Origin of the sequence: Microbacterium sp. TPU 3598 (genome assembly GCF_002356155.1) — a bacterium.
Classification (GTDB): domain Bacteria; phylum Actinomycetota; class Actinomycetes; order Actinomycetales; family Microbacteriaceae; genus Microbacterium; species Microbacterium maritypicum_A.
Genome location: NZ_AP017975.1, coordinates 1508076 through 1529859 on the forward strand (window position 1 = coordinate 1508076; position 21784 = coordinate 1529859).

At 68.4% G+C, this 21784-nt stretch carries 20 protein-coding genes; 14 read left to right on the forward strand and 6 right to left on the reverse strand.

The features are described 5' to 3' along the window. Window positions 1–9 precede the first annotated feature (9 nt). From MST3598_RS07135 to MST3598_RS07160, 6 genes are all read left to right on the forward strand, one after another. Window positions 10–945 (forward strand): sugar-binding transcriptional regulator, encoded by a 936-nt coding sequence (locus MST3598_RS07135; RefSeq protein ID WP_021201510.1) that lies wholly within the window; start codon window positions 10–12, stop codon window positions 943–945. Beyond that, the gene (gene deoC, locus MST3598_RS07140; protein ID WP_029258199.1) at window positions 942–1943 is read left to right on the forward strand and encodes a deoxyribose-phosphate aldolase; all 1002 of its coding nucleotides are present in this window, start codon (window positions 942–944) and stop codon (window positions 1941–1943) included. The genes MST3598_RS07135 and deoC overlap by 4 nt, the downstream gene beginning before the upstream one ends. 13 nt (window positions 1944–1956) lie before the next feature. Then, window positions 1957–3399, forward strand: coding sequence for an aldehyde dehydrogenase family protein (locus MST3598_RS07145; RefSeq protein ID WP_021201508.1), 1443 nt, complete (start codon window positions 1957–1959; stop codon window positions 3397–3399). Beyond that, window positions 3396–4247, forward strand: coding sequence for an aldehyde dehydrogenase family protein (locus MST3598_RS07150; protein WP_029258198.1), 852 nt, complete (start codon window positions 3396–3398; stop codon window positions 4245–4247). Before MST3598_RS07145 ends, MST3598_RS07150 begins: the two co-directional genes overlap by 4 nt. A gap of 177 nt (window positions 4248–4424) precedes the next feature. Then, window positions 4425–5693 (forward strand): ATP-dependent Clp protease ATP-binding subunit ClpX, encoded by a 1269-nt coding sequence (clpX, locus tag MST3598_RS07155; protein WP_021201506.1) that lies wholly within the window; start codon window positions 4425–4427, stop codon window positions 5691–5693. Beyond that, window positions 5690–6244 carry an NUDIX hydrolase gene (locus MST3598_RS07160; protein WP_021201505.1) on the forward strand — a complete coding sequence of 185 codons (555 nt, stop codon included), beginning with the start codon at window positions 5690–5692 and terminating at the stop codon, window positions 6242–6244. Before clpX ends, MST3598_RS07160 begins: the two co-directional genes overlap by 4 nt. Window positions 6245–6257: 13 nt before the next feature. Here the strand turns inward: MST3598_RS07160 and MST3598_RS07165 are convergent, their stop codons facing one another. Genes MST3598_RS07165 through MST3598_RS07175 form a run of 3 tightly spaced genes read right to left on the reverse strand, consistent with a single transcriptional unit; the run spans window position 6258 to window position 9776 of the window. Continuing rightward, window positions 6258–6755 (reverse strand): GyrI-like domain-containing protein, encoded by a 498-nt coding sequence (locus tag MST3598_RS07165; RefSeq protein ID WP_021201504.1) that lies wholly within the window; start codon window positions 6753–6755, stop codon window positions 6258–6260. 4 nt (window positions 6756–6759) lie between these two features. After that, complete coding sequence (locus MST3598_RS07170) at window positions 6760–8826, reverse strand: M3 family metallopeptidase (RefSeq protein WP_029258195.1); 2067 nt, start codon at window positions 8824–8826, stop codon at window positions 6760–6762. Between the two features lie 32 nt (window positions 8827–8858). Beyond that, on the reverse strand, window positions 8859–9776 hold the full coding sequence (locus MST3598_RS07175) for a LysR family transcriptional regulator (RefSeq protein WP_029258194.1): 918 nt from the start codon (window positions 9774–9776) through the stop codon (window positions 8859–8861). Window positions 9777–9858: 82 nt separating this feature from the next. Between MST3598_RS07175 and tdh the strand changes: the two genes are divergently transcribed. The 4 genes from tdh to MST3598_RS07195 all read left to right on the forward strand — a co-directional run bounded on the left by tdh (window position 9859) and on the right by MST3598_RS07195 (window position 13040). Beyond that, entirely contained in the window at window positions 9859–10902 is a 1044-nt protein-coding gene (tdh, locus tag MST3598_RS07180) for an L-threonine 3-dehydrogenase (RefSeq protein WP_029258193.1), read from the forward strand. Beyond that, window positions 10902–12080: a glycine C-acetyltransferase gene (locus MST3598_RS07185; protein ID WP_029258192.1), complete on the forward strand. Its 1179-nt coding sequence runs from the start codon at window positions 10902–10904 to the stop codon at window positions 12078–12080. Before tdh ends, MST3598_RS07185 begins: the two co-directional genes overlap by 1 nt. 121 nt (window positions 12081–12201) lie before the next feature. Beyond that, the gene (locus MST3598_RS07190; RefSeq protein WP_029258191.1) at window positions 12202–12825 is read left to right on the forward strand and encodes an ArsR/SmtB family transcription factor; all 624 of its coding nucleotides are present in this window, start codon (window positions 12202–12204) and stop codon (window positions 12823–12825) included. Then, window positions 12822–13040: a hypothetical protein gene (locus MST3598_RS07195; protein WP_029258190.1), complete on the forward strand. Its 219-nt coding sequence runs from the start codon at window positions 12822–12824 to the stop codon at window positions 13038–13040. Before MST3598_RS07190 ends, MST3598_RS07195 begins: the two co-directional genes overlap by 4 nt. Window positions 13041–13065: 25 nt before the next feature. Here MST3598_RS07195 and MST3598_RS07200 read toward each other — a convergent pair whose 3' ends face one another. Continuing rightward, window positions 13066–13281 carry a hypothetical protein gene (locus tag MST3598_RS07200; RefSeq protein ID WP_029258189.1) on the reverse strand — a complete coding sequence of 72 codons (216 nt, stop codon included), beginning with the start codon at window positions 13279–13281 and terminating at the stop codon, window positions 13066–13068. After that, window positions 13281–15896: a valine--tRNA ligase gene (gene valS, locus MST3598_RS07205; protein ID WP_029258188.1), complete on the reverse strand. Its 2616-nt coding sequence runs from the start codon at window positions 15894–15896 to the stop codon at window positions 13281–13283. Before valS ends, MST3598_RS07200 begins: the two co-directional genes overlap by 1 nt. Window positions 15897–16065: 169 nt before the next feature. On the opposite strand from valS, the gene MST3598_RS07210 reads away from it, so the two are divergent. Genes MST3598_RS07210 through MST3598_RS07225 form a run of 4 tightly spaced genes read left to right on the forward strand, consistent with a single transcriptional unit; the run spans window position 16066 to window position 20963 of the window. Further along, window positions 16066–17676 carry an ABC transporter substrate-binding protein gene (locus MST3598_RS07210; RefSeq protein WP_029258187.1) on the forward strand — a complete coding sequence of 537 codons (1611 nt, stop codon included), beginning with the start codon at window positions 16066–16068 and terminating at the stop codon, window positions 17674–17676. A gap of 25 nt (window positions 17677–17701) precedes the next feature. Beyond that, the gene (locus tag MST3598_RS07215) at window positions 17702–18649 is read left to right on the forward strand and encodes an ABC transporter permease (protein ID WP_029258186.1); all 948 of its coding nucleotides are present in this window, start codon (window positions 17702–17704) and stop codon (window positions 18647–18649) included. Continuing rightward, window positions 18646–19458: an ABC transporter permease gene (locus MST3598_RS07220; protein ID WP_029258185.1), complete on the forward strand. Its 813-nt coding sequence runs from the start codon at window positions 18646–18648 to the stop codon at window positions 19456–19458. Before MST3598_RS07215 ends, MST3598_RS07220 begins: the two co-directional genes overlap by 4 nt. Further along, a complete protein-coding gene (locus tag MST3598_RS07225) occupies window positions 19455–20963 on the forward strand; it encodes an ATP-binding cassette domain-containing protein (RefSeq protein ID WP_096359502.1) in 1509 nt (502 codons plus the stop codon). The genes MST3598_RS07220 and MST3598_RS07225 overlap by 4 nt, the downstream gene beginning before the upstream one ends. A gap of 7 nt (window positions 20964–20970) precedes the next feature. Here MST3598_RS07225 and MST3598_RS07230 read toward each other — a convergent pair whose 3' ends face one another. Next, window positions 20971–21621, reverse strand: coding sequence for a pentapeptide repeat-containing protein (locus MST3598_RS07230; protein ID WP_029260165.1), 651 nt, complete (start codon window positions 21619–21621; stop codon window positions 20971–20973). Between the last annotated feature and the right edge of the window lie 163 nt (window positions 21622–21784).

A 21784-nucleotide genomic window follows, 5' to 3' on the forward strand; every position in this document is an offset into this window, starting at 1 on the left:
GAGGATGCCGTGGAAGAAGATCTGCTCATGGTTCGCGTCGCCGAGCTGTACTACGACGAGGACAAGACCCAGGACGAGATCGGCGGACTCCTCAAGATCTCCCGCTGGAAGGTCGGCCGCCTGCTGACGCAGGCTCGCGAACGCGGAATCGTGCGCATCGAGATCGTGCATCCCCGCGCCCGCAGGCTCGGCCTCGAGCGGCTTCTGGTCGACCGGTTCGGACTGACGGACGCCGTCGTCGTGCCGGCCCCGGAGGGCGATGACGGCACGCTCGAGCGGGTGGCGCAGGCCGCGGCCGACTTCCTGACCGCACTGCGGCCGGTGCCCCGCACGCTCGGGGTGAGCTGGGGGCGCACGCTCCGCGCCGTCGCCGAGGCCCTCCCGGATGGATGGGCGAACGGCGTGACGGTCGTGCAGCTCAACGGGGGAGTGAGCCTGAATCGGCGCTCCGGCGGGGCGGCAGGCCTCGCTGTCACGATCGCTCAGCGCGCGTCTGGCCAGGTCTCGCTGCTGCCGAGCCCGGCCATCCTCGAGCGTGTGGAGACGAAGCAGGCGATCGAGTCCGACCGCACCGTCGCTGCCGTGCTCGAAGAAGCAGCGGAGGCGCAGGCATTCCTGTTCACCGCAGGGCCGTGCGACGCTTCATCCGCGCACGTCGAGAACGGCTACCTCAGCGCTGAGGACGTGGAAGAGCTCGCGCGTCGCGGCGCCGTCGGAGACGTTCTCGGCCGCTACGTCGACGCCGAGGGGAACATCGTCGACTCGCAGCTCGATGCGCGAACGGTCGGCGTCTCGCTCGATCGTCTGCGCGGAGCCGCCCGCGCGATCTTCGTCACGGCGGGCCCCGCCAAGCACGACATCGCACGAACCGTGGTCACCAGCGGCCTGTGCGGCGTTCTGGTGACCGATGAGACCACAGCACGAGCATTGTTGGAGGAACAGTGACGACCAAAGAACTCAGCCGCAGGACGGCGGTGGACGTTCTGGGCGGAGAGCCCGACGACGCCACCCTCCGACGTTTCCTGCACGGACTCCCCGGTGTGGATGCCGTCGGTCTCGAGCAGCGCGCTGCCGGGCTCGGCACCCGCTCCATCAAGACCACCTCGAAGGCGTGGGCCCTCGACACGATCATCAAGCTGATCGACCTCACGACGCTCGAGGGTGCGGACACCCCCGGCAAGGTGCGCTCGCTCGTCGCCAAGGCGAAGACCCCCGACGCCGCAGACCCCTCGACTCCACGGGTCGCCGCGGTCTGCGTCTATGGCGACATGGTCGGCGACGCCGTCGCCGCGCTCGGCGGCCTGCACGGCGACCCCGACGACGGAATGATCTCCGTCGCCGCGGTGGCCACGGCGTTCCCGAGCGGGCGCTCGTCTCTCGCGATCAAGCTCGCCGACACCGCTGAGGCGGTCGCCGCCGGAGCCGACGAGATCGACATGGTCATCGACCGTGGGGCGTTCCTCTCCGGCCGCTACGGCCTCGTGTTCGACCAGATCGCCCAGGTCAAGGAAGCATGCCGCCGCGAGGACGGTTCGTACGCCTCGCTCAAGGTGATCCTGGAGACCGGCGAGCTGAACACGTACGACAACATCAAGCGCGCCTCGTGGCTGGGCATCCTGGCGGGAGGGGACTTCATCAAGACCTCGACCGGAAAGGTGCAACCCGCCGCGACGCTTCCGACGACTCTTCTCATGCTGGAGACCGTGCGCGACTGGCACCGCGGCACCGGCGAGAAGATCGGCGTGAAGCCGGCCGGTGGCATCCGCTCCTCGAAGGACGCGGTGAAGTACCTGGTGACCGTCGCCGAGACGGTGGGCGAGGAGTGGCTGCAGCCGCACCTCTTCCGGTTCGGCGCATCCAGCCTCCTCAACGATGTGCTCCTGCAGCGTCAGAAGCTCAGCTCCGGCCACTACTCGGGCCCCGACTACGTCACGATCGACTGACGGGAAGACGAACATGTCATTTCTGGAATACGCTCCCGCACCGGAGTCCACCGCGATCCTGAACCTCAAGGACAGCTACGGCCTGTTCATCGACGGCGAGTTCGTCGACGGTTCCGGCACCCCGTTCCACACGATCTCGCCGGCGACGGAGAAGCACATCGCCGAGATCGCCTCGGCCAGCGACGAGGATGTCGACCGCGCGGTCGCCGCCGCCCGTCGTGCCTACGAGAAGACCTGGTCGAAGATGAGCGGTCGCGACCGTGGGAAGTACCTCTTCCGCATCGCCCGCCTCGTGCAGGAGCGCGCTCGCGAGCTCGCCGTCGCCGAGAGCCTCGACAACGGCAAGCCGATCAAGGAGAGCCGTGACGTCGACGTGCCGCTCGTCGCCTCCTGGTTCTTCTACTACGCGGGTTGGGCGGACAAGCTCGACCATGCGGGTCTCGGCGCCGACCCCCGCGCGCTCGGCGTCGCCGGTCAGATCATCCCCTGGAACTTCCCTCTGCTGATGCTGGCGTGGAAGATCGCTCCCGCCCTCGCCGCGGGCAACACGGTCGTGCTCAAGCCCGCAGAGACCACGCCCCTCACGGCGCTGATCTTCGCGGAGATCCTGCAGCAGGCCGACCTGCCGGCGGGTGTCGTGAACATCGTGACGGGTGCCGGAGCCACCGGTTCCACCCTCGTGCGCCACCCGGACGTCGACAAGGTCGCCTTCACCGGTTCGACCGGTGTCGGCCGTGACATCGCACGGGCCGTGGCGGGCACCCACAAGAAGCTGACGCTGGAGCTCGGCGGGAAAGCGGCGAACATCGTCTTCGACGACGCCCCCATCGACCAGGCGGTCGAAGGCATCGTGAACGGGATCTTCTTCAACCAGGGTCACGTGTGCTGCGCCGGCAGTCGTCTGCTCGTGCAGGAGTCGATCCACGACGAGGTCGTCGACAGGCTCAAGACGCGTCTGTCGACCCTGCGTCTGGGCGACCCCCTCGACAAGAACACCGACATCGGTGCGATCAACTCCGCTGCGCAGCTGGCCCGTATCCGCGAGCTCAGCGACATCGGCGAGGCCGAGGGCGCCGAGCGCTGGACCGCCGACTGCGCCATTCCGGAGCAGGGTTTCTGGTTCGCACCCACCATCTTCACCGGTGTCGAGGCATCGCATCGCATCGCCCGCGACGAGGTCTTCGGCCCGGTGCTCTCGGTGCTCACCTTCCGCACGCCCGCCGAGGCGATCGCGAAGGCGAACAACACGCCCTACGGTCTCTCCGCCGGGATCTGGTCCGACAAGGGATCGCGCATCCTCGCTGTGGCTGACCGCCTGCGTGCCGGCGTGATCTGGGCCAACACCTTCAACCGCTTCGACCCGTCGAGCCCGTTCGGCGGGTACAAGGAGTCCGGATTCGGCCGCGAGGGCGGTCGCCAGGGTCTCACCGCCTACCTCAAGGGAGCCGCAGCATGAGCAAGCGACTGACTGTTCCGAAGACGTACAAGCTGGCGATCGGCGGGGCCTTCCCGCGGAGCGAGTCCGGCCGCACGTACGAGGTGCTCACGCCGAAGGGGGCCTTCCTCGCGAACGCCGCGAAGGGCTCCCGCAAGGACGCCCGCGACGCCGTGGTCGCCGCCCGATCCGCCGTCAAGGGCTGGTCCGGTGCGACCGCCTACAACCGCGGCCAGGTTCTGTACCGCGTCGCGGAGGTGCTGGAGGGGCGTCGTGCGCAGTTCATCGACGAGATCGCGGCCCAGGAGGGCGTGTCGTCCGCGGCCGCGGCCTCGCAGGTCGATGAAGCAATCGACCTCTGGGTCTGGTACGCCGGATGGTGCGACAAGTACGCACAGGTGGCGGGCAACGCGAACCCCGTGTCGGGGCCGTACTTCAACATCTCCGTGCCGGAGCCGACCGGTGTCGTGGCGATCGTCGCCCCGCAGGACTCGGCGCTGCTCGGTCTGGTGTCGGTCGTGGCTCCGGCTCTCGTCGCCGGGAACACGGTTGTCGTCGTCGCGAGCGAGCAGCACCCGCTCTCGGCCATCAGCCTCGCCGAGGTCCTCGCCACCAGCGACGTCCCGGGCGGAGTCGTGAACGTGCTGACGGGTTCGCCCGCGGAGATCGCTCCGTGGCTGGCTTCGCACCAGGACGTGAACGCTCTCGACCTGGCCGGAGCCGGCGCTCTCGACTGGGTCGACATGCAGATCGCCGCGGCGGAGACGCTCAAGCGGGTGCTCCCCCCCGGAGACGTCGTCGCCTCGCCGGAGCGGATCGGCGCCTTCACAGAGGTGAAGACCGTCTGGCACACCAAGAGCATGGTCTGACCGTCCTGACGACCTCATGAAGGGGGTCGGGAGCCTTCGCCCACGACCGGGCAGCTGAAGGCTCCCGGCCCCTTCATCGTTTCGCGATCCGATGTCGAATGCCCTCAATGCGGCCCGGTGTCGTATGCAGAGGTTAGGCTCGAAGAACGATCTCTGATCCCCCCTAGGAGGACGCGCATGGCCCGCATCGGTGAAAGCGCTGACCTGTTCAAATGCTCTTTCTGCGGAAAGAGTCAGAAGCAGGTCCAGCAGCTCATCGCCGGCCCCGGCGTGTACATCTGCGACGAGTGCGTCGAGCTGTGCAACGAGATCATCGAAGAGCGGATGGCCGAGTCGTCCGCAGACGGGGTCGCCGAGTTCGAGCTCCCGAAGCCGCGTGAGATCTTCGCCTTCCTCGAGGAGTACGTGGTCGGGCAGGAGCCCGCCAAGCGCGCTCTCGCCGTCGCCGTCTACAACCACTACAAGCGGGTGCGGGCACACGGCACCCTGCAGACGGCCGAGCAGAAGGCCGAAGAGGTCGAGATCGCCAAGAGCAACATCCTGCTCATCGGGCCGACCGGCTGCGGCAAGACCTACCTCGCGCAGACGCTCGCGAAGCGTCTCAACGTCCCCTTCGCGGTCGCCGACGCCACGGCGCTGACCGAGGCCGGCTACGTCGGAGAAGACGTCGAGAACATCCTCCTCAAGCTCATCCAGGCCGCGGACTACGACGTCAAGCGCGCCGAGCAGGGCATCATCTACATCGACGAGGTCGACAAGATCGCCCGCAAGGCCGAGAACCCGTCGATCACCCGCGACGTCTCGGGCGAGGGCGTGCAGCAGGCCCTCCTGAAGATCATCGAGGGCACGGTCGCCTCGGTCCCTCCGCAGGGCGGTCGCAAGCACCCGCATCAGGAGTTCCTGCAGATCGATACGTCCAACGTGCTGTTCATCGTCGCCGGGGCCTTCGCCGGTCTCGAAGACATCGTGTCGGCGCGCGTCGGCAAGCACGGCATCGGCTTCGGTGCCCCGCTGCACGACAAGGGCAAGGACCTCGACCTGTTCAGCGAGGTGCTCCCGGAAGACCTGCACAAGTTCGGGCTGATCCCCGAGTTCATCGGGCGTCTGCCGGTCGTCACCAATGTGTCGCCGCTCGACCAGGATGCACTGATCGACATCCTCACCGGGCCGCGCAATGCGCTGGTGAAGCAGTACCAGCGCATGTTCGAGATCGACGGCGTGCAGCTCGAGTTCGAAGAAGATGCGCTGCGATCCATCGCCGACCTGGCCGTCGAACGCAAGACCGGTGCCCGTGGACTCCGGGCGATCCTGGAGGACGTGCTCGGACCCATCATGTTCGAGATCCCCTCGGCGGAGGACGTCGCCAAGGTCATCGTCACCCGTGCAGCCGTCGATGAAGGCGCACCGCCCACGATCGTGATGGAGCGCAAGCGCAAGAGCGCATGAGCGCGGAGCCGGTTCCCTGGAAGACGGTGGCGAGGAAGACTCTCGTCGCCGACCGATGGATCCGACTGCATGAGGACAGCTGCGAAGACGTGAGCGGGCGCTCGATAGCCCCGTACTACGTGCTGGAGTACGGCGACTGGATCTCGGTCCTCGCCCTCGACCGGAACGACGATGCCATCCTGGTGGAGGAATATCGGCACGGTGCCCGCGTCGTGGCGCTCGGCACGATCGGCGGGGGAGTAGAGCCTGGCGAGGCTCCGGAGGATGCGGCCGCCCGCGAACTCCTGGAGGAGACGGGCTTCGTGGCAGATGAGCTCATCGACCTCGGTGCGACGTGGGCGAACTTCGGCAACCACACCAACCGCGTGCATCACTTCCTCGCTCGCGGATGCACGCGCATCGCGGAGCAGTCGCTCGACGACAGCGAGTCGATCGCCGTGCACGTGCTGTCACTGGACGGACTCGGCGACCGCCTCTCGCAGAGCTACCACCAGCTCACCTGGTACAAAGCGATGGAGCAGCTCGGACGATGCGTCCCGCCGATCCCGTAGACGTCTGATGACCTCAGGCGGTCGGCATGACGAGATCGGTGCGCAGCTCTGACGGGGTGGTGCTCGGGTCGGACACGTAGATCTCGATCCAGACGCCGCCGGGACGGAGCCCCTGGGCGCCTGCACGCTCGACGAGACCACCCCAGGCGCCGCCGAGCTCCTCGTAGGAGCCGAACAGGGTCGTCGCGACCGCAGGGCCTGCGGGCAGCCTTGAGGCGACGATGACGCGCCCGCTGGCCGTGGGGATCGGGTTCTCCGGGGGAGTCTGCACGGGGAAGCCGAGTTCGAGGTCGAAGACGTCCATCGGATCTCCGTGATAGATCGCGAGCGCGGGGCCGGTCGGGACCAGCACGTCTCCGGCGAAGGTGAGCGCGATCGCCGAGTAGCCGGCGTCGAATGCCTCCTGGATGTCGGCCAGACGGATGCCGTTGTGGCGGATCACCGCGAGGGGGACGGCGTCGAGGTCGAGGCGGTCCGCGGGACCGAATGGGGACTCAGGGAATGCGTTCATGCGCTCAGAGTCTCACGACTCCGTCGCCCAGTCCACGGCGCTTCAGGAGCGGTTCGATCTCGGCATCGCGGCCACGGAAGTCGCGGTAGGCGTCGAGCGGATCCTTCGAGCCGCCCACCCCGAGCAGACGCCGACGGAACCGGTCGCCGTTGCCCCGGGTGAGGCCGCCGTTCGTGCGGAACCACTCGACCGTGTCGGCGTCGAGCACCTCGCTCCAGATGTACGAGTAGTAGCCCGCGCTGTACCCGCCGGAGAAGACGTGGGCGAAGTACGTCGACGAGTACCGTGTCGGGACGGCAGGGTCGTCCAGGCCGATGTCCGCCAATGCGGCAGCCTCGAACGCGGCGACGTCGGTGACCTGCACGTCGGTGCCGAGGCGATGCCAGGCCTGATCCAACCAGGCCGCCGCCAGATACTCGCTGGTGGCATGCCCCTGGTCGAACGTCTCGGTCGCTCGCAGGCGCTCCACGATCGCGGGGTCGAGCGGCGCACCGGTCTCTTGGTGGCGTGCGTAGTTGTCGAGCACCTCAGGCCACAGGATCCACATCTCGTTGACCTGGCTCGGGAACTCCACGAAGTCGCGGAACACATTCGTCCCGGCGAAGTGTGGGTAGGTCACGGTCGCGAAGAGTCCGTGCAGCGCATGCCCGAACTCGTGGAACAGCGTGGTCACCTCATCGAGAGTCAGCAACGTCGGCTCGCCATCTCCCGGAAGCGGCACGTTCAGGTTGTTGACGACGACGGGAGCCGTGCCGCGCAGGCGCGATTGGCTCACGATCGCGTTCATCCACGCGCCGCCACGCTTCGAGTCCCGGGTGTACAGATCGAGCACGTACAGGCCGACCGCGGTGCCGTCCTCATCGCGCACCTCGAACACGCGTGCGCCGGGATGGTACGCGGCGAGGTCGTCTCGCTCGGAGAAGGTGACGCCGTAGAGTCGGGTCGCCGCGAAGAAGACACCTTCCTGCAGGACGCGCTCTGCCTCGAACCAGGGGCGCAGCGCACTGGAGTCGATGTCGTACCTGGCTGTACGCACTCGTTCGGTGTAAAAAGCCCAGTCATGCGCCTCGACCGGGAAGGGTGCTGCCTCGGTCTCGTCGACGATCGCCTGGAGGGCCGCGTGCTCGGCACGGGCGTTGCGCGCGGACGGGGCTGCGAGGCGACGGAGCATCTCTTCGACGGCATCCGGAGTTCCAGCGGTCTCGTCGGCGGTGATGTAGGCGGCGTGCGAGTCGTAGCCGAGCAGTGTGGCGCGTTCCGCCCGCAACCGCACGATCTCGAGGAGCACCCCTCGGTTGTCGTTGGCATTGTCCCTGGATCCGCGCGCGAGCGAGGCGGCCATGATGCGCCGCCTCGAATCCCGTACGCGCAGCTGTGCCAGTGCAGGATGCCCGGTGAAGAGCGGCAGGGTGATCAGGTACCTGCCGTCGAGGCCCCTGTCCGCTGCCGCGCGCGCGGCGGCTGACAGCTCTCCCGCGCTCAGCCCGTCGAGCTCGTCGGCGGTGTCGAAGACCACGGCGAGGTCGTTGGTGTCGTTCAGGAGGTTGCGTTCGAACGTGTTCGTCAGCGTCGAGAGCTTCTGGTTCAGTGCGGTCAGCTGCGCCTTGGCCTCGTCGTCGAGACCCGCACCCGCGTGGGTCATCTCGCGGTGGTGGCGCTCCACCAGGTAGCGCTGCTCAGGGTCGAGATCCAGGGAGTCACGCTGGTCGTACACGTGCTGCACCCGCCAGTAGAGCTGGCCGTCGAGCGTGATCGCGTCCTGATGCGCGGCCATGAGCGGTGCCAGCTGCTCATCGATCGCCTGGATCTCGGGCGTCGCATCGGCCGAACTCACGGTATAGAAGGTGTGCGCCACGCGGTCGAGGAGCTCGCCGGATCGTTCCAGCGCCTCAAGCGTGTTCTCGAACGTCGGCATCGAGCGCACCATGGTGATGCGCGCGATCTCGCGACGCTGCTCCTCGAAACCCGCCTGGAACGCGGGGAGGTAGTGCTCGGGCCGGATCGCGCCGTAGTCCGGGAGGCCGTAGGGGAGCGTCGACGGCTGCAGCAGCGGATTCGTGGCGTCGGTCATCTTCCGAGCCTATCCACCCCGGCTGTCCAGGCTCAGGAACCGTCCTCGCTCAGGCGCGTCATCACTCCGCGCAGCGCTTCCACCACCACGCGGACCGATCGACGACGCAGGGTCTCCGGGCGGGCGAGCAGATCGATCATCCGGTGCGTGCTCACCCCCTCGAGCGGGATCCGCACGATCTCGCGATCATCGACGCTCCGTGAGGTGAAGCGCGGCAGCATCCCGATCACCCCACCTGCCGCCACGACCGCCGACACCGCGCCGTAGTCGTTGATGCGGTGCTGGATGTCGACAGGGTGGTGGGCTACGGCCGACACCGCACGAAGGACATCGTCGGGGGAGTAGCCGATGCGACTGGTGACCCATCTCTGTCCTGCGACGTCGGCCGGAGTGAGGCTGGCGCGGCCGGCGAGAGGGTGGGAGATCGAGACGGCGACATCGAGGGGCTCACGTATGAGGGTGAGACTGCGCACGCCTTGCGTGGGCCAGGGGTCGGAGTGCTCCATGCGGTGCGCGAGCACGAGGTCGTAGCGGGCGGTGAGCGCGGGGAACTCGCTCTGCGCGACATCCTCGTCGGTGAGCTGGACCGTCGGCGCATCCTCTGCGGACGCCAGTACCCGCACCAGTGCGCCGAACAGGGCCTGCCCGACGCTGTGGAATCCGCTGATGCTCACGACTCCCGTCGCGGCTCCCTCGAACTCGTCGAGGGCATGCCGTGCTGCGGCCATCGCGTCGATCGCCTCGGCGCCGGCCGTCGCCAGCACTTCACCGGCGGGCGTGAGGGCGAGGGTCCGGCCGATCCGGCGTGTCAGCGGTGTCGGAACACCCCTCTGCAGGGCTGCGAGTTGCTGGGACACCGCAGACGGAGTGACTCTGAGCGCGTCGGCCACGGCGGTCACGCTGCCGAGGGCGCCGAGCTCCCTCAGGATCTGCAGTTGATGGAGTTCCACGACCACAGTGTAGCTCTCGCTACATCGACGGTGCAGACGATGCCGATTGTTCTACAACGTCAGGTGCGGTGTGATCGAGATCATGAAGGCACTGTTCAAAGCCGCAGCCGGTGCGGGACTCGAGCTCGTCGAGCGCCCCGACCCGACCGCCGGAACTGACGACGTCGTCATCCGCGTGCTGCGCACGGGGATCTGCGGCACCGATCTGCACATCCTCCGCTGGGACGAATGGGCGGCGTCCGCGATCGCCGCACCGCTGATCCCCGGTCACGAGTTCTACGGGGAGGTCGTGGAGGTCGGCCCTGGCGTGCGCGACATCGCCGTCGGCGATCGGGTCTCCGGCGAAGGACACATCGTCTGCGGCACCTGTCGCAACTGTCGAGCGGGTCGCCGCCAGATGTGCATCCGCACGATCGGTCTCGGTCTGCAGCGCGACGGCGCCTTCGCGGAGTACCTCGTGCTGCCCGCGGCGAACGTCTGGGTCCATCACTCGGAAGTGACCCCCGAGCTGGGGGCCATCTTCGATCCCCTGGGCAATGCCGTGCACACAGCGCTCACCTACCCACTCGTCGGAGAGGACGTGCTCGTCACCGGCTGCGGACCCATCGGGCTGATGGCGATCGCCGTCGCCCGGCATGCGGGAGCACGGTTCATCACGGCGACGGACGTCAGCGCGCCGCGTCTGGAGATGGCCCGCCGGATGGGCGCCGACGAGGTCGTCGACGTCTCGGTCCGCGACATCCGCGAAGCGCAACAGGCGCTCGGCATGCGGGAGGGCTTCGACATCGGATTCGAGATGAGCGGTGCGCCGTCGGCCCTCCCCGCCATGATCGACAACATGAACCACGGCGGTCGCATCGCGATGCTGGGTCTGCCGAGCGCGGGATTCGGCATCGACTGGGGCAAGCTCGTCACCCACATGCTCACGATCAAGGGCATCTACGGGCGCGAGATGTTCGAGACGTGGAACGCGATGGGGGCGATGCTGCAGACCAGCGCGACCCTGCGGGACGCCATCGGCCGCGTGATCGCGGAGCTCGTCCCCGTTCGCGACTGGGAACGCGGATTCGCCGCGGCCGAGTCTGCGGGAACAGGCAAGATCATCCTCGATTGGACGGAGCTGTGATGTACGGGACTTTTCAGAAGCATGTGTCGGATGAGCTGGCGGGCATCGAGGAGGCCGGGCTCACCAAGCATGAGCGCGGCATCCGCGGCCCCCAGAACGCGGAGATCACCGCCGATGGCGCAGAGGTGCTGAACTTCTGTGCCAACAACTACCTCGGGCTCGCCGACGACCCGCGCATCCTCGACGCGGCGACGACGGCCTTGCAGGAATGGGGCTATGGGCTTGCGAGCGTGCGCTTCATCTGCGGCACCCAGGAGCAGCACCTCGAGCTGGAGCGTCGGCTCGCCGACTTCCTCGGCGCGGACGAAGCCATCCTGTACTCTTCATGCTTCGATGCCAATGGCGGCGTGTTCGAGACGCTCTTCTCCGCCGAGGACGCGATCATCTCGGACGAACTGAACCATGCGTCGATCATCGACGGGATCCGGCTCTCGAAGGCGCAGAGGCTTCGCTATCGAAACCGCGACATGAGCGATCTCGAAGAGCAGCTGAAGGCGGCGGAGAAGGCCCGATTCCGGGTGATCGTGACGGACGGCGTGTTCTCGATGGACGGGTACATCGCGCCGCTCGCCGAGATCTGCGACTTGGCCGAGCGCTATGACGCACTGGTCTTCGTCGACGACTCGCATGCCGTCGGCTTCGTGGGGGAGAACGGTCGGGGGACGCCGGAGCTGTGCGGGGTCGCCGATCGCGTCGACATCTACACCGGGACGTTCGGCAAGGCGCTGGGCGGTGCATCGGGCGGGTACGTCGCCTCGCACGCCGAGATCGTGGCCCTGCTGCGTCAGCGCTCTCGTCCCTATCTGTTCTCGAACACACTCGCTCCCGCGATCGTGGCAGGAACCCTGACCGCCCTCGATCTCGTCGAGGGGTCCGCCGACCTTCGTGCGCGTCTGCGACGCAATGCCTCCCTGTTCCGCGAGCGCATGACCGCCGAGGGATTCGACCTGCTCCCCGGGGAGCACCCCATCGTGCCCGTCATGTTCGGCGATGCGGCGAAGACGGCGAGGATCGCCAGGGAGATGCAGGAGCGCGGCGTGTACGTGACCGCATTCAGCTTCCCCGTCGTGCCGCGCGGGCTGGCGCGGATCCGCGTGCAGCTGTCGGCGGCTCACACACCCGAGCAGGTCGAGCGCTGCGTGGAGGCCTTCGTCGCCGCGCGCGCTGTCGTCGACTGACCCTGCAACTGACCCTGCAACTGACCCTGCGACGGGCCCTGCACCTGACCCTGCGACAGAACCGGGACTCGTTGCAAAGTAACCCTTGCAAAGAAATCTTTGCAAGGGTATCTTTGCATGCATGACGAACGAGACGCAGGTCAGGACTCTCGATGCCAGCGCCCTGAAGGCGCTGGCGCACCCGCTCCGGGTGAAGATCTTCGACATCCTCGCCGCGCGCGGTCCGCAGACCGCCAGTTCGCTCGCTGCACTCGTAGGGGAGACATCGGGGTCGACCAGCTATCACCTCCGCGCGTTGGCTGCTCACGATCTCATCCGCGAAGTCGAGGGGCGGGGCACGGCGCGTGAGCGGTGGTGGGAACGCCCCAAGGGGCGCATCGACGTGCCCGGTCCTGACGAGATGACTTCGCCGTCGAATCGGGCGGCTGCCCAGATCGTGACGTCGGAGTTCTTCCGTCTGCGGCACGAGACCTTGATGTCGTACCTCAACCGACCCCAGTCCGAGGTCCCGGAGGCGTGGCGCGATGTGGGGATCACCATCACCACGCACCTCGATATGACGCCGGAGCAGGCCATGTCGCTCCGCGAGGAGCTCGAGACCATCGTCGAGAGGGCCATCGAGCGCTACCGGGGCCAGACCGGACCCGATGTGCGACGCGTCTCGCTCCGCACCGAACTCTTCGACCTGCCGACGCCGCAGCACGCGACGCACGGATCCGGCGACGACATCCTGGAGGAATCATGACCAGCGCGACGCTTCACCTGGTGGCTCCGACGCAGACCGAACGCGGGCTGCTGCGACTCGCCGACCATCTCACCGCGTACGTCGAGCACCGCATCTCCCGACGTGCCGAGCGACGTGAGATCGCCCTCGACCTGCTGCGCGAGCAGCACACCCGCAGGCAGGATCCGCGCGCAGTCGATCACGCACTCGCACAGCTCGGCCTGACGCGGCGCTGAGGCGCAGCGCGGTCCCGGCCGGGACTCAGTCCTGGAAGGGACGGGCGACGATCTCGCCGGTCGCGGTCTGGAAGACCTCCCAGCCCGCGTCGAGCTCCGCGATCGCACGACCCTCCAGCCACGTGAGCGTCCAGTGGCCCGTGAGGCCCCGGGACTCGACCTCGGCGATCGCCGGCCGGAGGGATGCCGGGACGGAGGCCGGAGCCTCGGACCCGGCCGCCCAGCGCGTGCCCAGCTGCATCAGGAGGCCTCGACCGGGGCGAGCTCGATCGCGGTGACCGCGAACGCCTCGGCCTCGGTGAACTCGAGCTCGGCGATGCGGCCGACGGCGCGGAGGTCATCGGCTGCGGCACGGAGGGCATCGAGCTTCGCTGCGGGGGCGGCGATCGCCGCACGTGAGACCGGAGTCTTCTGCGAGGCCTTCGCCTCGGTCTTCGCGCGACGGATGCCGATCAGCGCCTCGCTGGCCGCGGCGAGCACGGCCGGGTCACCGTCGATACCGAGAGGCGTCGGCCACGCGGCGGTGTGCACGGACCCCTCCTCGAACCAGGACCACGACTCCTCTGCCGCGAAGGACAGCACGGGAGCCAGCAGGCGCAGCAGCGTCGACAGGGCCAGACGCAGCGAGAGCGCCGCGGATGCCTGCCCCACATCGGCCTGGTTGTAGGCGCGTTCCTTCACGAGCTCGAGGTAGTCGTCGCAGAACGTCCAGAAGAAGGCCTCGGTGAGCTCCAGAGCACGAGCGGCGTCATACCGCTCGAATGCCTTGGTCGCCTCGACCACGACGCCGTCGAGGGCTGTCAGCATCGACGCATCGAGGGCGTGCGTGACCTGTGCGCCGTCGGGCACGGGGAACGACAGCACGAACTTGGCGGCGTTGAGCACCTTGATGGCCAGACGACGACCGATCTTCACCTGCGTGGGGTTCTGCGGGTCGAATGCCGCGTCCATGCCGAGGCGGCTCGATGCGGCCCAGTAACGCACCGCGTCCGAGCCGTGGGCGTCGAGCACGTCGGCCGGGGTGACCACGTTGCCCTTCGACTTCGACATCTTCTTGCGGTCGGGGTCGACGATGAAGCCCGAGATCGCGGCGTTGCGCCACGGCGTCCTGTCGTCTTCGAGCGTCGAACGCAGCATGGTGGAGAACAGCCAGGTGCGGATGATGTCCTGGCCCTGCGGGCGCAGGTCGAACGGAGCGGTGAGCTGCCACAGCTCCTCATCACGTTGCCAGCCGCCCGCGAGCTGCGGTGTGAGGGACGAGGTCGCCCAGGTGTCGAGGATGTCGGCCTCGGCGTCGAAGCCACCCGGCACGCCGCGCTGGTCCTCGGTGTACCCGGCGGGCACGTCGGTGGTCGGATCGATCGGGAGTGACGCCGCATCCGGGGTGAGCACGCGGTCATAATCGCGCTCGCCGTTCTCGTCGAGGGCATACCACAGGGGGATCGGCACACCGAAGAAGCGCTGACGCGACACGAGCCAGTCGCCTGTGAGACCGCCCACCCAGTTCTCGTAGCGCACGCGCATGAATTCGGGGTGCCAGGAGAGTTCCTCGCCGTGGGCGATGAGCTTGTCGCGCAGTTCGCCGTCGCGGGCACCGTTGCGGATGTACCACTGGCGCGTGGAGACGATCTCGAGCGGACGGTCTCCCTTTTCGAAGAACTTCACGGCGTGGTTGAAGGGCTTGCCGACCGCGGTCATGTCGCCGGTCGCCTGCAGCTTCTCGACGATGGCCTTGCGCGCGCTGAAGACGGTCTTGCCCGCGATCTCCTCGGCGTACCAGGTCGCGGCCTCGGGATTCTCGACGGACGCCGGAGCCTCGGGCAGGAATCGCCCGTCCAGACCGATCGCCGTCATGTTCGGCAGGGACTCGCCGGCGGTGGTGCGCAGCTCGCGCCACCAGATGATGTCGGTCACATCGCCGAAGGTGCAGACCATCGCCGCACCGGTGCCCTTGTCGGGCTGGGCGAGGTGGTGGCCGTGGATCTCGATCTCGGCGCCGAAGTACGGCGTGCGCACCTTGGTGCCGATGAGGTGCTTGTGCGGCCCCTCGGGGTGGGTCACGATCGCGATGCACGCCGGGAGGAGCTCCGGGCGCGTGGTGTCGATCGCGATGGAGCCGGAGCCGTCAGCGAAGCGGAACTCGATCGTGTGGTACGCGGCCTGCTGGTCGCGGTCCTCGAGCTCGGCCTGCGCGATCGCGGAGCGGAAGTCGATGTCCCACAGCGTCGGCGCGAGGGCCTGGTATGCCTCGCCGCGCTCGATGTTGCGGAGGAACGCGAGCTGGCTCTGCCGGATCGTGTCGTCGGAGATGGTGCGGTAGGTCTGCGTCCAATCGACGCTCAACCCGAGCTGACGGAACAGGGCCTCGAACTGCTTCTCGTCCTCGATCGTGAGGCGCTCGCACAGCTCGATGAAGTTGCGGCGGCTGATCGGCCGCTGGTCGGCAGCCCGGCTCGACTTGTTGTCGCCGCCCTCGAAGGGAGGGGTGAAGTCGGCGTCGTAGGGGAGCGAGGGGTCGCACCGCACGCCGTAGTAGTTCTGCACCCGTCGCTCGGTCGGCAGGCCGTTGTCGTCCCAACCCATCGGGTAGAACACGGTCTTTCCGCGCATGCGCTCGAACCGGGCCTTCACATCGGTGTGCGTGTAGGAGAACACGTGCCCGATGTGCAGGCTGCCCGATGCCGTCGGAGGCGGGGTGTCGATCGAGTACACGCCCTCGCGGCCGGACTGCGCCGCGCGAAGACGGTCGAACAGGTACGTGCCCTGCTCGGCCCAGGCGGCGTCCCACTTCGCTTCGAGGCCTTCGAGTGCGGGCTTGTCGGGAATCTGGTTCTGCGACGGTTCGGAAGCAGGCATGAAGGTCTCCTCGAGCGATGTATGCGGCACTGTGTGAGCGTGCCTGAGTGTGGGTTGTGCCGAACAGTCTACCGAGCATCGGGGCATCGGCAGGCCGTCGCAGATCGACCCCGTCCAACAATCGGCCGTAGGATGGGATGTCCCGACCCGTTCGTCCAGAGGAACCGTCATGCCCGCAAGACCTGTGCGTCGTCTCCTGCCCTTCGCGGCGCTCGCCGCTGCCACTGCGCTGGTGCTCAGCGCATGCGCGGCTCCCGGCTCGGACGGCGAGGGCGGAGAGCTCGTGTGGTCCATCGAGGGCGCGAACCTCTCGGCCGGGCACATGGACCCGCAGGTGAGCCAGCTCGACGTCTCCGGCATGGTGCAGCGGGCGGTGCTCGACTCGCTGGTGTTCCAGGAGGCGGATGGAACGTTCAGCCCGTGGCTCGCGAAGAGCTGGGAGGTCTCGCCGGACAGCACGGAGTACACGTTCGTGCTCCGTGACGACGTGACCTTCACCGACGGCGAGAAGTTCGACGCCGCCGCGGTCAAGGCGAACTTCGACCGCATCGTCGATCCGGAGACGGCATCCGCGCAGGCGGCCAGCATGCTCGGCGCCGACTTCTACGAGGGCACCGAAGTCGTCGACGACTCCACGGTCACGGTGACCTTCACGCAGCCGTACGCACCGTTCCTGCAGGCGGCGAGCACGCCGCAGCTCGGCTTCTACTCGCCGGCCGTCCTCGCGAAGTCCGCGGACAAGCTCAAGGCGGGGGGACCCGACGTCACCGTCGGTACCGGTCCGTTCGAGCTCACCGAGTACACGCCGGACCAGGAGATCGTGTACACCCGCAACGACGACTACGCGTGGGGTCCGCATGATGCGAAGGCCCCGAAGTTCGAGACGCTGCGTGTGGAGATCCAGCCGGAGGCCTCGGTCCGCACGGGCGTGGTGACGAGCGGGGAGGCCGACCTGGCCAGCAACATCCCGCCGAACCTCGCGAAGGATCTCGGCGACGGCATCACGGTCGATTCGATCGAGTACCCGGGTCTGCCGTACTCGCTGTACCTGAACGAGAAGTACGGGGTGTTCGCGGACGAGAAGGTGCGTCAGGCCTTCGCGCGCGGCGTCGACATCGACGCGGCGGTGGAGGAGATCTACTTCGGCCAGTTCCCGCGCGCATGGAGCATCCTCGGCTCGACGACCCCGGGCTACGACGCGTCGCTCGAGGGCAGCTGGCCGTTCGACCAGGACGCCGCGAACGCGCTCCTCGACGAGGCGGGATGGACCGCACGCGACACCGACGGCATCCGTATGAAGGACGGCAAGCGGCTCTCGGCGCGATGGATCGCCTGGACTCCCGTTCCGGATGACCGCGCCGCTCTCGCGAACGCGATCCAGTCCGACCTCAAGGAGATCGGGTTCGAGGTCCAGCGCGAGGTGCTCGAACCCGGGGCCTACAACGAGCAGTACGAGCCCAAGACGTTCGATCTGACGGACTGGGGCTTCTCCGGCGTCGACCCCGATCTGCTGCGCAGCCACCTGCACACCGACGGGTTCCAGAACGCGTCGCAGGTGAGCGATCCCGAGATCGACGCATTGCTGGAGAAGGCCGTCGCGACCAGCGACCAGGACGAGCGCAACGAGCTCTACACCCAGCTGCAGCAGTGGAACGCGACGTATACGGCGATCGTGCCGCTCTACAGCCCGTCGGCGATCACCGCCGTCGGCGATCGCGTCGAGGGGCTGCAGTACGACCTGTACGGTCGACCGCTGTTCTACGATGTGACCGTCGGCTGAGCCGCCGGCTGAGCGGAGGGCAGGGGTGGTGAGGGCTGCTCTCGTCCGTATCGCCGGCCTCGCCGCGTCCGTCGTGATCGTCCTCTGGGGCGCGGCGACCGTCGCCTTCCTCGCCTTCCGGGTGATCCCGGGGGATCCGGTATCGGTGATGCTGGGGCCCCAGGCGCAGGTGAGCGAGGCGGTCAAAGAAGGAATCAGAGCCGATCTCGGGCTCGATCGCCCGCCGTTCGAGCAGTACCTCGGTTTCATCGGTCAGCTCGCCCGGGGAGACCTGGGAGAGTCGTACCAGCTGCGGATGCCCGTGACCGAGGTGATCGGGCGTCAACTCGGTGCGACGGTCCAGCTTTCGGTGCTCGCGCTCGTGATCGCCCTGGTGCTCGCGCTGTCCGTGGCGGTGCTCGTTCGCGGCAAGGCGGGTCGGACGGTCGCGGCGGCGGTCGAACTGGTGGTGCTCTCCTCCCCGGTCTTCTGGATCGGGCTCGTCCTGCTGAGCGTCTTCGCGTTCGGTCTGGGCTGGTTCCCGGTGTCGGGTGCTCGCAACCCCGCCACGATCGTGCTGCCGGCGATCACGCTCGCGCTTCCGGTGGCGGCGCTGCTCAGCCAAGTGCTGCGCGACGGGCTGATCCAGGCGGAGCGGATGCCCTTCGCCGAGACGGTGCGGGCTCGTGGGGCCAGTCCCTCGTGGTTCACGCTGCGGCATGGGCTGCGCCACGGCGCCGCCTCTGCTGTCACGCTCGCCGCCTACCTGACCGGATCCGTCCTCGGTGGGGCGGTGCTCGTGGAGACGGTGTTCGCCCGTCCTGGCCTCGGCCGGGTCACACTCGCCGCGATCAGCGACCGCGACCTTCCGGTGATCACGGGGATCATCCTCTTGAGCGCCCTGGTCTTCGTGGCGGTGAACCTCGTCGTCGAACTCGTCCATCCGCTGATCGACCCGCGCATCAGGGCTTCGCGATCGGGAGGTGTCCGATGAGGCGCGCGCAGCGGATGCTGCTGTGGGTCGCGATCCTGGTCCTCGCGGTGATCGCGTTCGCGGCGCTCTGGCCCGGTGTCCTCGCCACGCACGATCCGCTGCAGACGGATGTCCGCTCCGCCCTGCTTCCCCCGAGCGCCGAGCATCTGTTCGGCACCGACCAGAGCGGACGCGACGTGTACTCGCGGGTCGTCTACGGTGCGGCGCGCTCGCTGGGCATCGGGCTCCTCGCCACCGGGGTGGCGCTCGTCGGCGGACTCGTCATCGGCGCGCTCGCCGGGGTCGCGCCGAGGAGCGTCGACACCACGGTGATGCGGGTGAACGACGTGCTGATGGCTTTCCCCGAGTTTCTCGTCGCACTCGTCGTCGTCGCCGTGCTGGGCCCGGGACCGGTGAACATCGCGATCGCGGTGACGCTGGCCGCCGTGCCCGTCTACGTCCGGCTGGCCCGAGTGCAGACGCAGACTCTCCGCGTCGCCGAGCACGTCGAGGCGGCGCGCATCCTCGGGGTGCCACGGATGCGCGCATTCACCCGGCACGTGGTTCCGGGAGTCCTCGGCGCGCTGAGCGTGCTCGCCACCATCGGCATCGGCTCCAGCATCCTGGCAGCGGCCGGGCTCAGCTTCCTGGGGCTCGGCCCGTCGGAGCCGACTCCCGAGTGGGGACTGATGCTCGCCGGTGGGCGCAACGTCCTCGGGCAGGCCTGGTGGATCTCGCTGTTCCCCGGCATCGCGATCACGCTCACCGTGGTGGCGGCGACCGTCGTGGGGCGTATCCTGCGCGCTCGCGGAGACGGGAGGATCGCATGAGCGTCGCCCTGGAAGTGCGCGGGCTGCGGATCGCATTCGACGGGAACCCGGTCGTCGATGACGTGTCCTTCGCCGTCGACCGCGGAGAGTGCATCGCGATCGTGGGGGAGTCCGGCGCCGGCAAGTCGCTCTCGGCTCGTGCGCTGCTGGGACTGACTCCCACGGACGCCGACGTCTCGCTGGACGGGCTGGTCGTGGACGGGACGGATGCGGCCGGGCTGTCCGAGCGCGCGTGGCGCGAGCTGCGCGGGGCCGGGATCGCGCTCGTCTCCCAGGACGCCCTGGTCTCGCTCGATCCCCTGCGACGGATCGGGGCAGAGATCGCCGAGCCGCTGCTCTTGCACCAGATCGTCCGAGGACGGGCGGCGCGGGCGGAGCGGGTGCGGGAGCTCCTGGCACGGGTATGGATGCCCGACCCCGAACGCCGCTCCCGACAGCACCCGCACGAGCTCTCCGGCGGACTCCGACAGCGAGCACTCATCGCCTCCGCGCTCGCCGCGGATCCCGCCGTGCTGGTGGCGGACGAGCCGACGACCGCTCTCGACGCGACCGTGCAGGCACGGATCCTCGGTCTGCTGCGCGAGATCGTCGATGCAGGTACCGCGCTGGTATTCATCAGCCACGACTTCGCGGCGGTGCGTCGGATCGCCGACCGCGTCCTGGTGATGAAGGACGGGATCGTGGTGGAGTCCGGCCCCGTGGCTGCGGTCCTGGAGAGCCCTCAGCACGACTACACGAAGCGGCTCATCGCGGCGACGATCCACGAACCACGGGCCTCAGCTCCTGCCGATTCCTCGGCGCTGCTGATCGCCGACGAGGTCTCCAGGAGCTTCGATGCCGTGCCCGCGGTCGTCGATGCCTCCTTCGCCCTGAAAGACGGACGGACGCTCGGCATCGTCGGGGAGTCGGGGTCCGGTAAGACGACGCTGGCGCGCATGATCGTCGGAGTCGACGCTCCGGACGCCGGTACGCTGCGGTGGACATCGCAGCGCCGGGTGCAGCTCGTGCACCAGAATCCGCTCGGAGCGTTCGACCCGCGATGGACGATCGGCCGTTCGTTGCGAGAGGGGCTGGAAGCGGGCGGGGTGCCTCGCGCTCAGCGGGCTGCGGGCGTCGCCCGACTCCTCGCCGAGGTCGACCTCGCCCCGGAGCTCGCCGACCGGCGTCCGAGCGCGCTCTCCGGCGGACAGCGGCAGCGGGCGGCCATCGCCCGCGCGCTCGCCGCCGACCCGGAGGTGCTGGTCCTCGACGAACCTGTCTCGGCCCTCGACCCCTCGGTGCGGGAGCGGGTGCTGCGGCTGCTCGCGCGGGTGCAGCAGGAGCGGCAGTTGACGATGATCCTCGTCTCCCACGACCTCGATGTGGTCGGAGCGGTCGCCGACGAGGTGCTCGTGATGCAGGACGGACGGATCGTCGAGCAGGGCACCACTGCAGAGGTGTTCGGGGCGCCGCAGCATGCGTTCACCCGTGAGCTGCTCGCCGCGAGCGGCCCTGCCGAGCTCTGATCAGATGTCAGTCCTTGATCTGGATGCCGATGCCCGCCGCGATGACCGGCGCGAGCTGCTGCACCTGGAATGACGTGAGAGTCGCTCCGCGGAGGCTGTTGGCATCGAGGAAGGCGACAGTGTCGAGGCCACGCAGGTCGAGGTCCTTCGCCCGCATACCCCGCGAATCGACCTCGTCGGTCGACGTGGCGGTGAATCTCGCGCGCGTCAGCTCGGCCTGCGGCATGTCGATCGTGCGGATGGCGCAGCCGGAGATCCCGAGATCGGTGACCTTCGCCGCACCGAGGTTCAGGTAGTCGATGCGCACGTCGCGCAGCTCGAGCTCCGAGATGCGCGACTCGCTCAGGTCGAGCGTGCCGATACGGCCACCGCTGATCCGCACCCGCCGCACGCCGGCATCGCGCATGCGGAGCGAGGCGATGCGCACACCCGGCATGTCGACGTCGACGACCGTCGCTCCGGTGAGATCGACCGTGTCGGCGTCAGCGCTCACCACGCACTGCTCGAGCGTCGAGTAGGCGAGATCGACGGTGCCGCTCAGGTCGAGCCGGGCGGCGATCAGGTCGGCGCTGCGTCGGGGAACAGCGGGCTCGAGCACGGGCGGGAGGTCGGGGTCGGTGATGCGGGGAGGAGCGGGGGACTCGGGGGTGCGGGCCATGGTCCGAGCGTAGGGCGCGCCGACGACATCGCGAACCGGGAGCGGGGCGCCGGGCGCCGGAGAGGAGAGCGGCGTCCTGAGGGGATGCGCACGCGTACACTGGGGGGAAGAGCATCGATCCGGCCATCACCGGGGAGCTCTCGGAAGAACGGCGCGGCCCTCG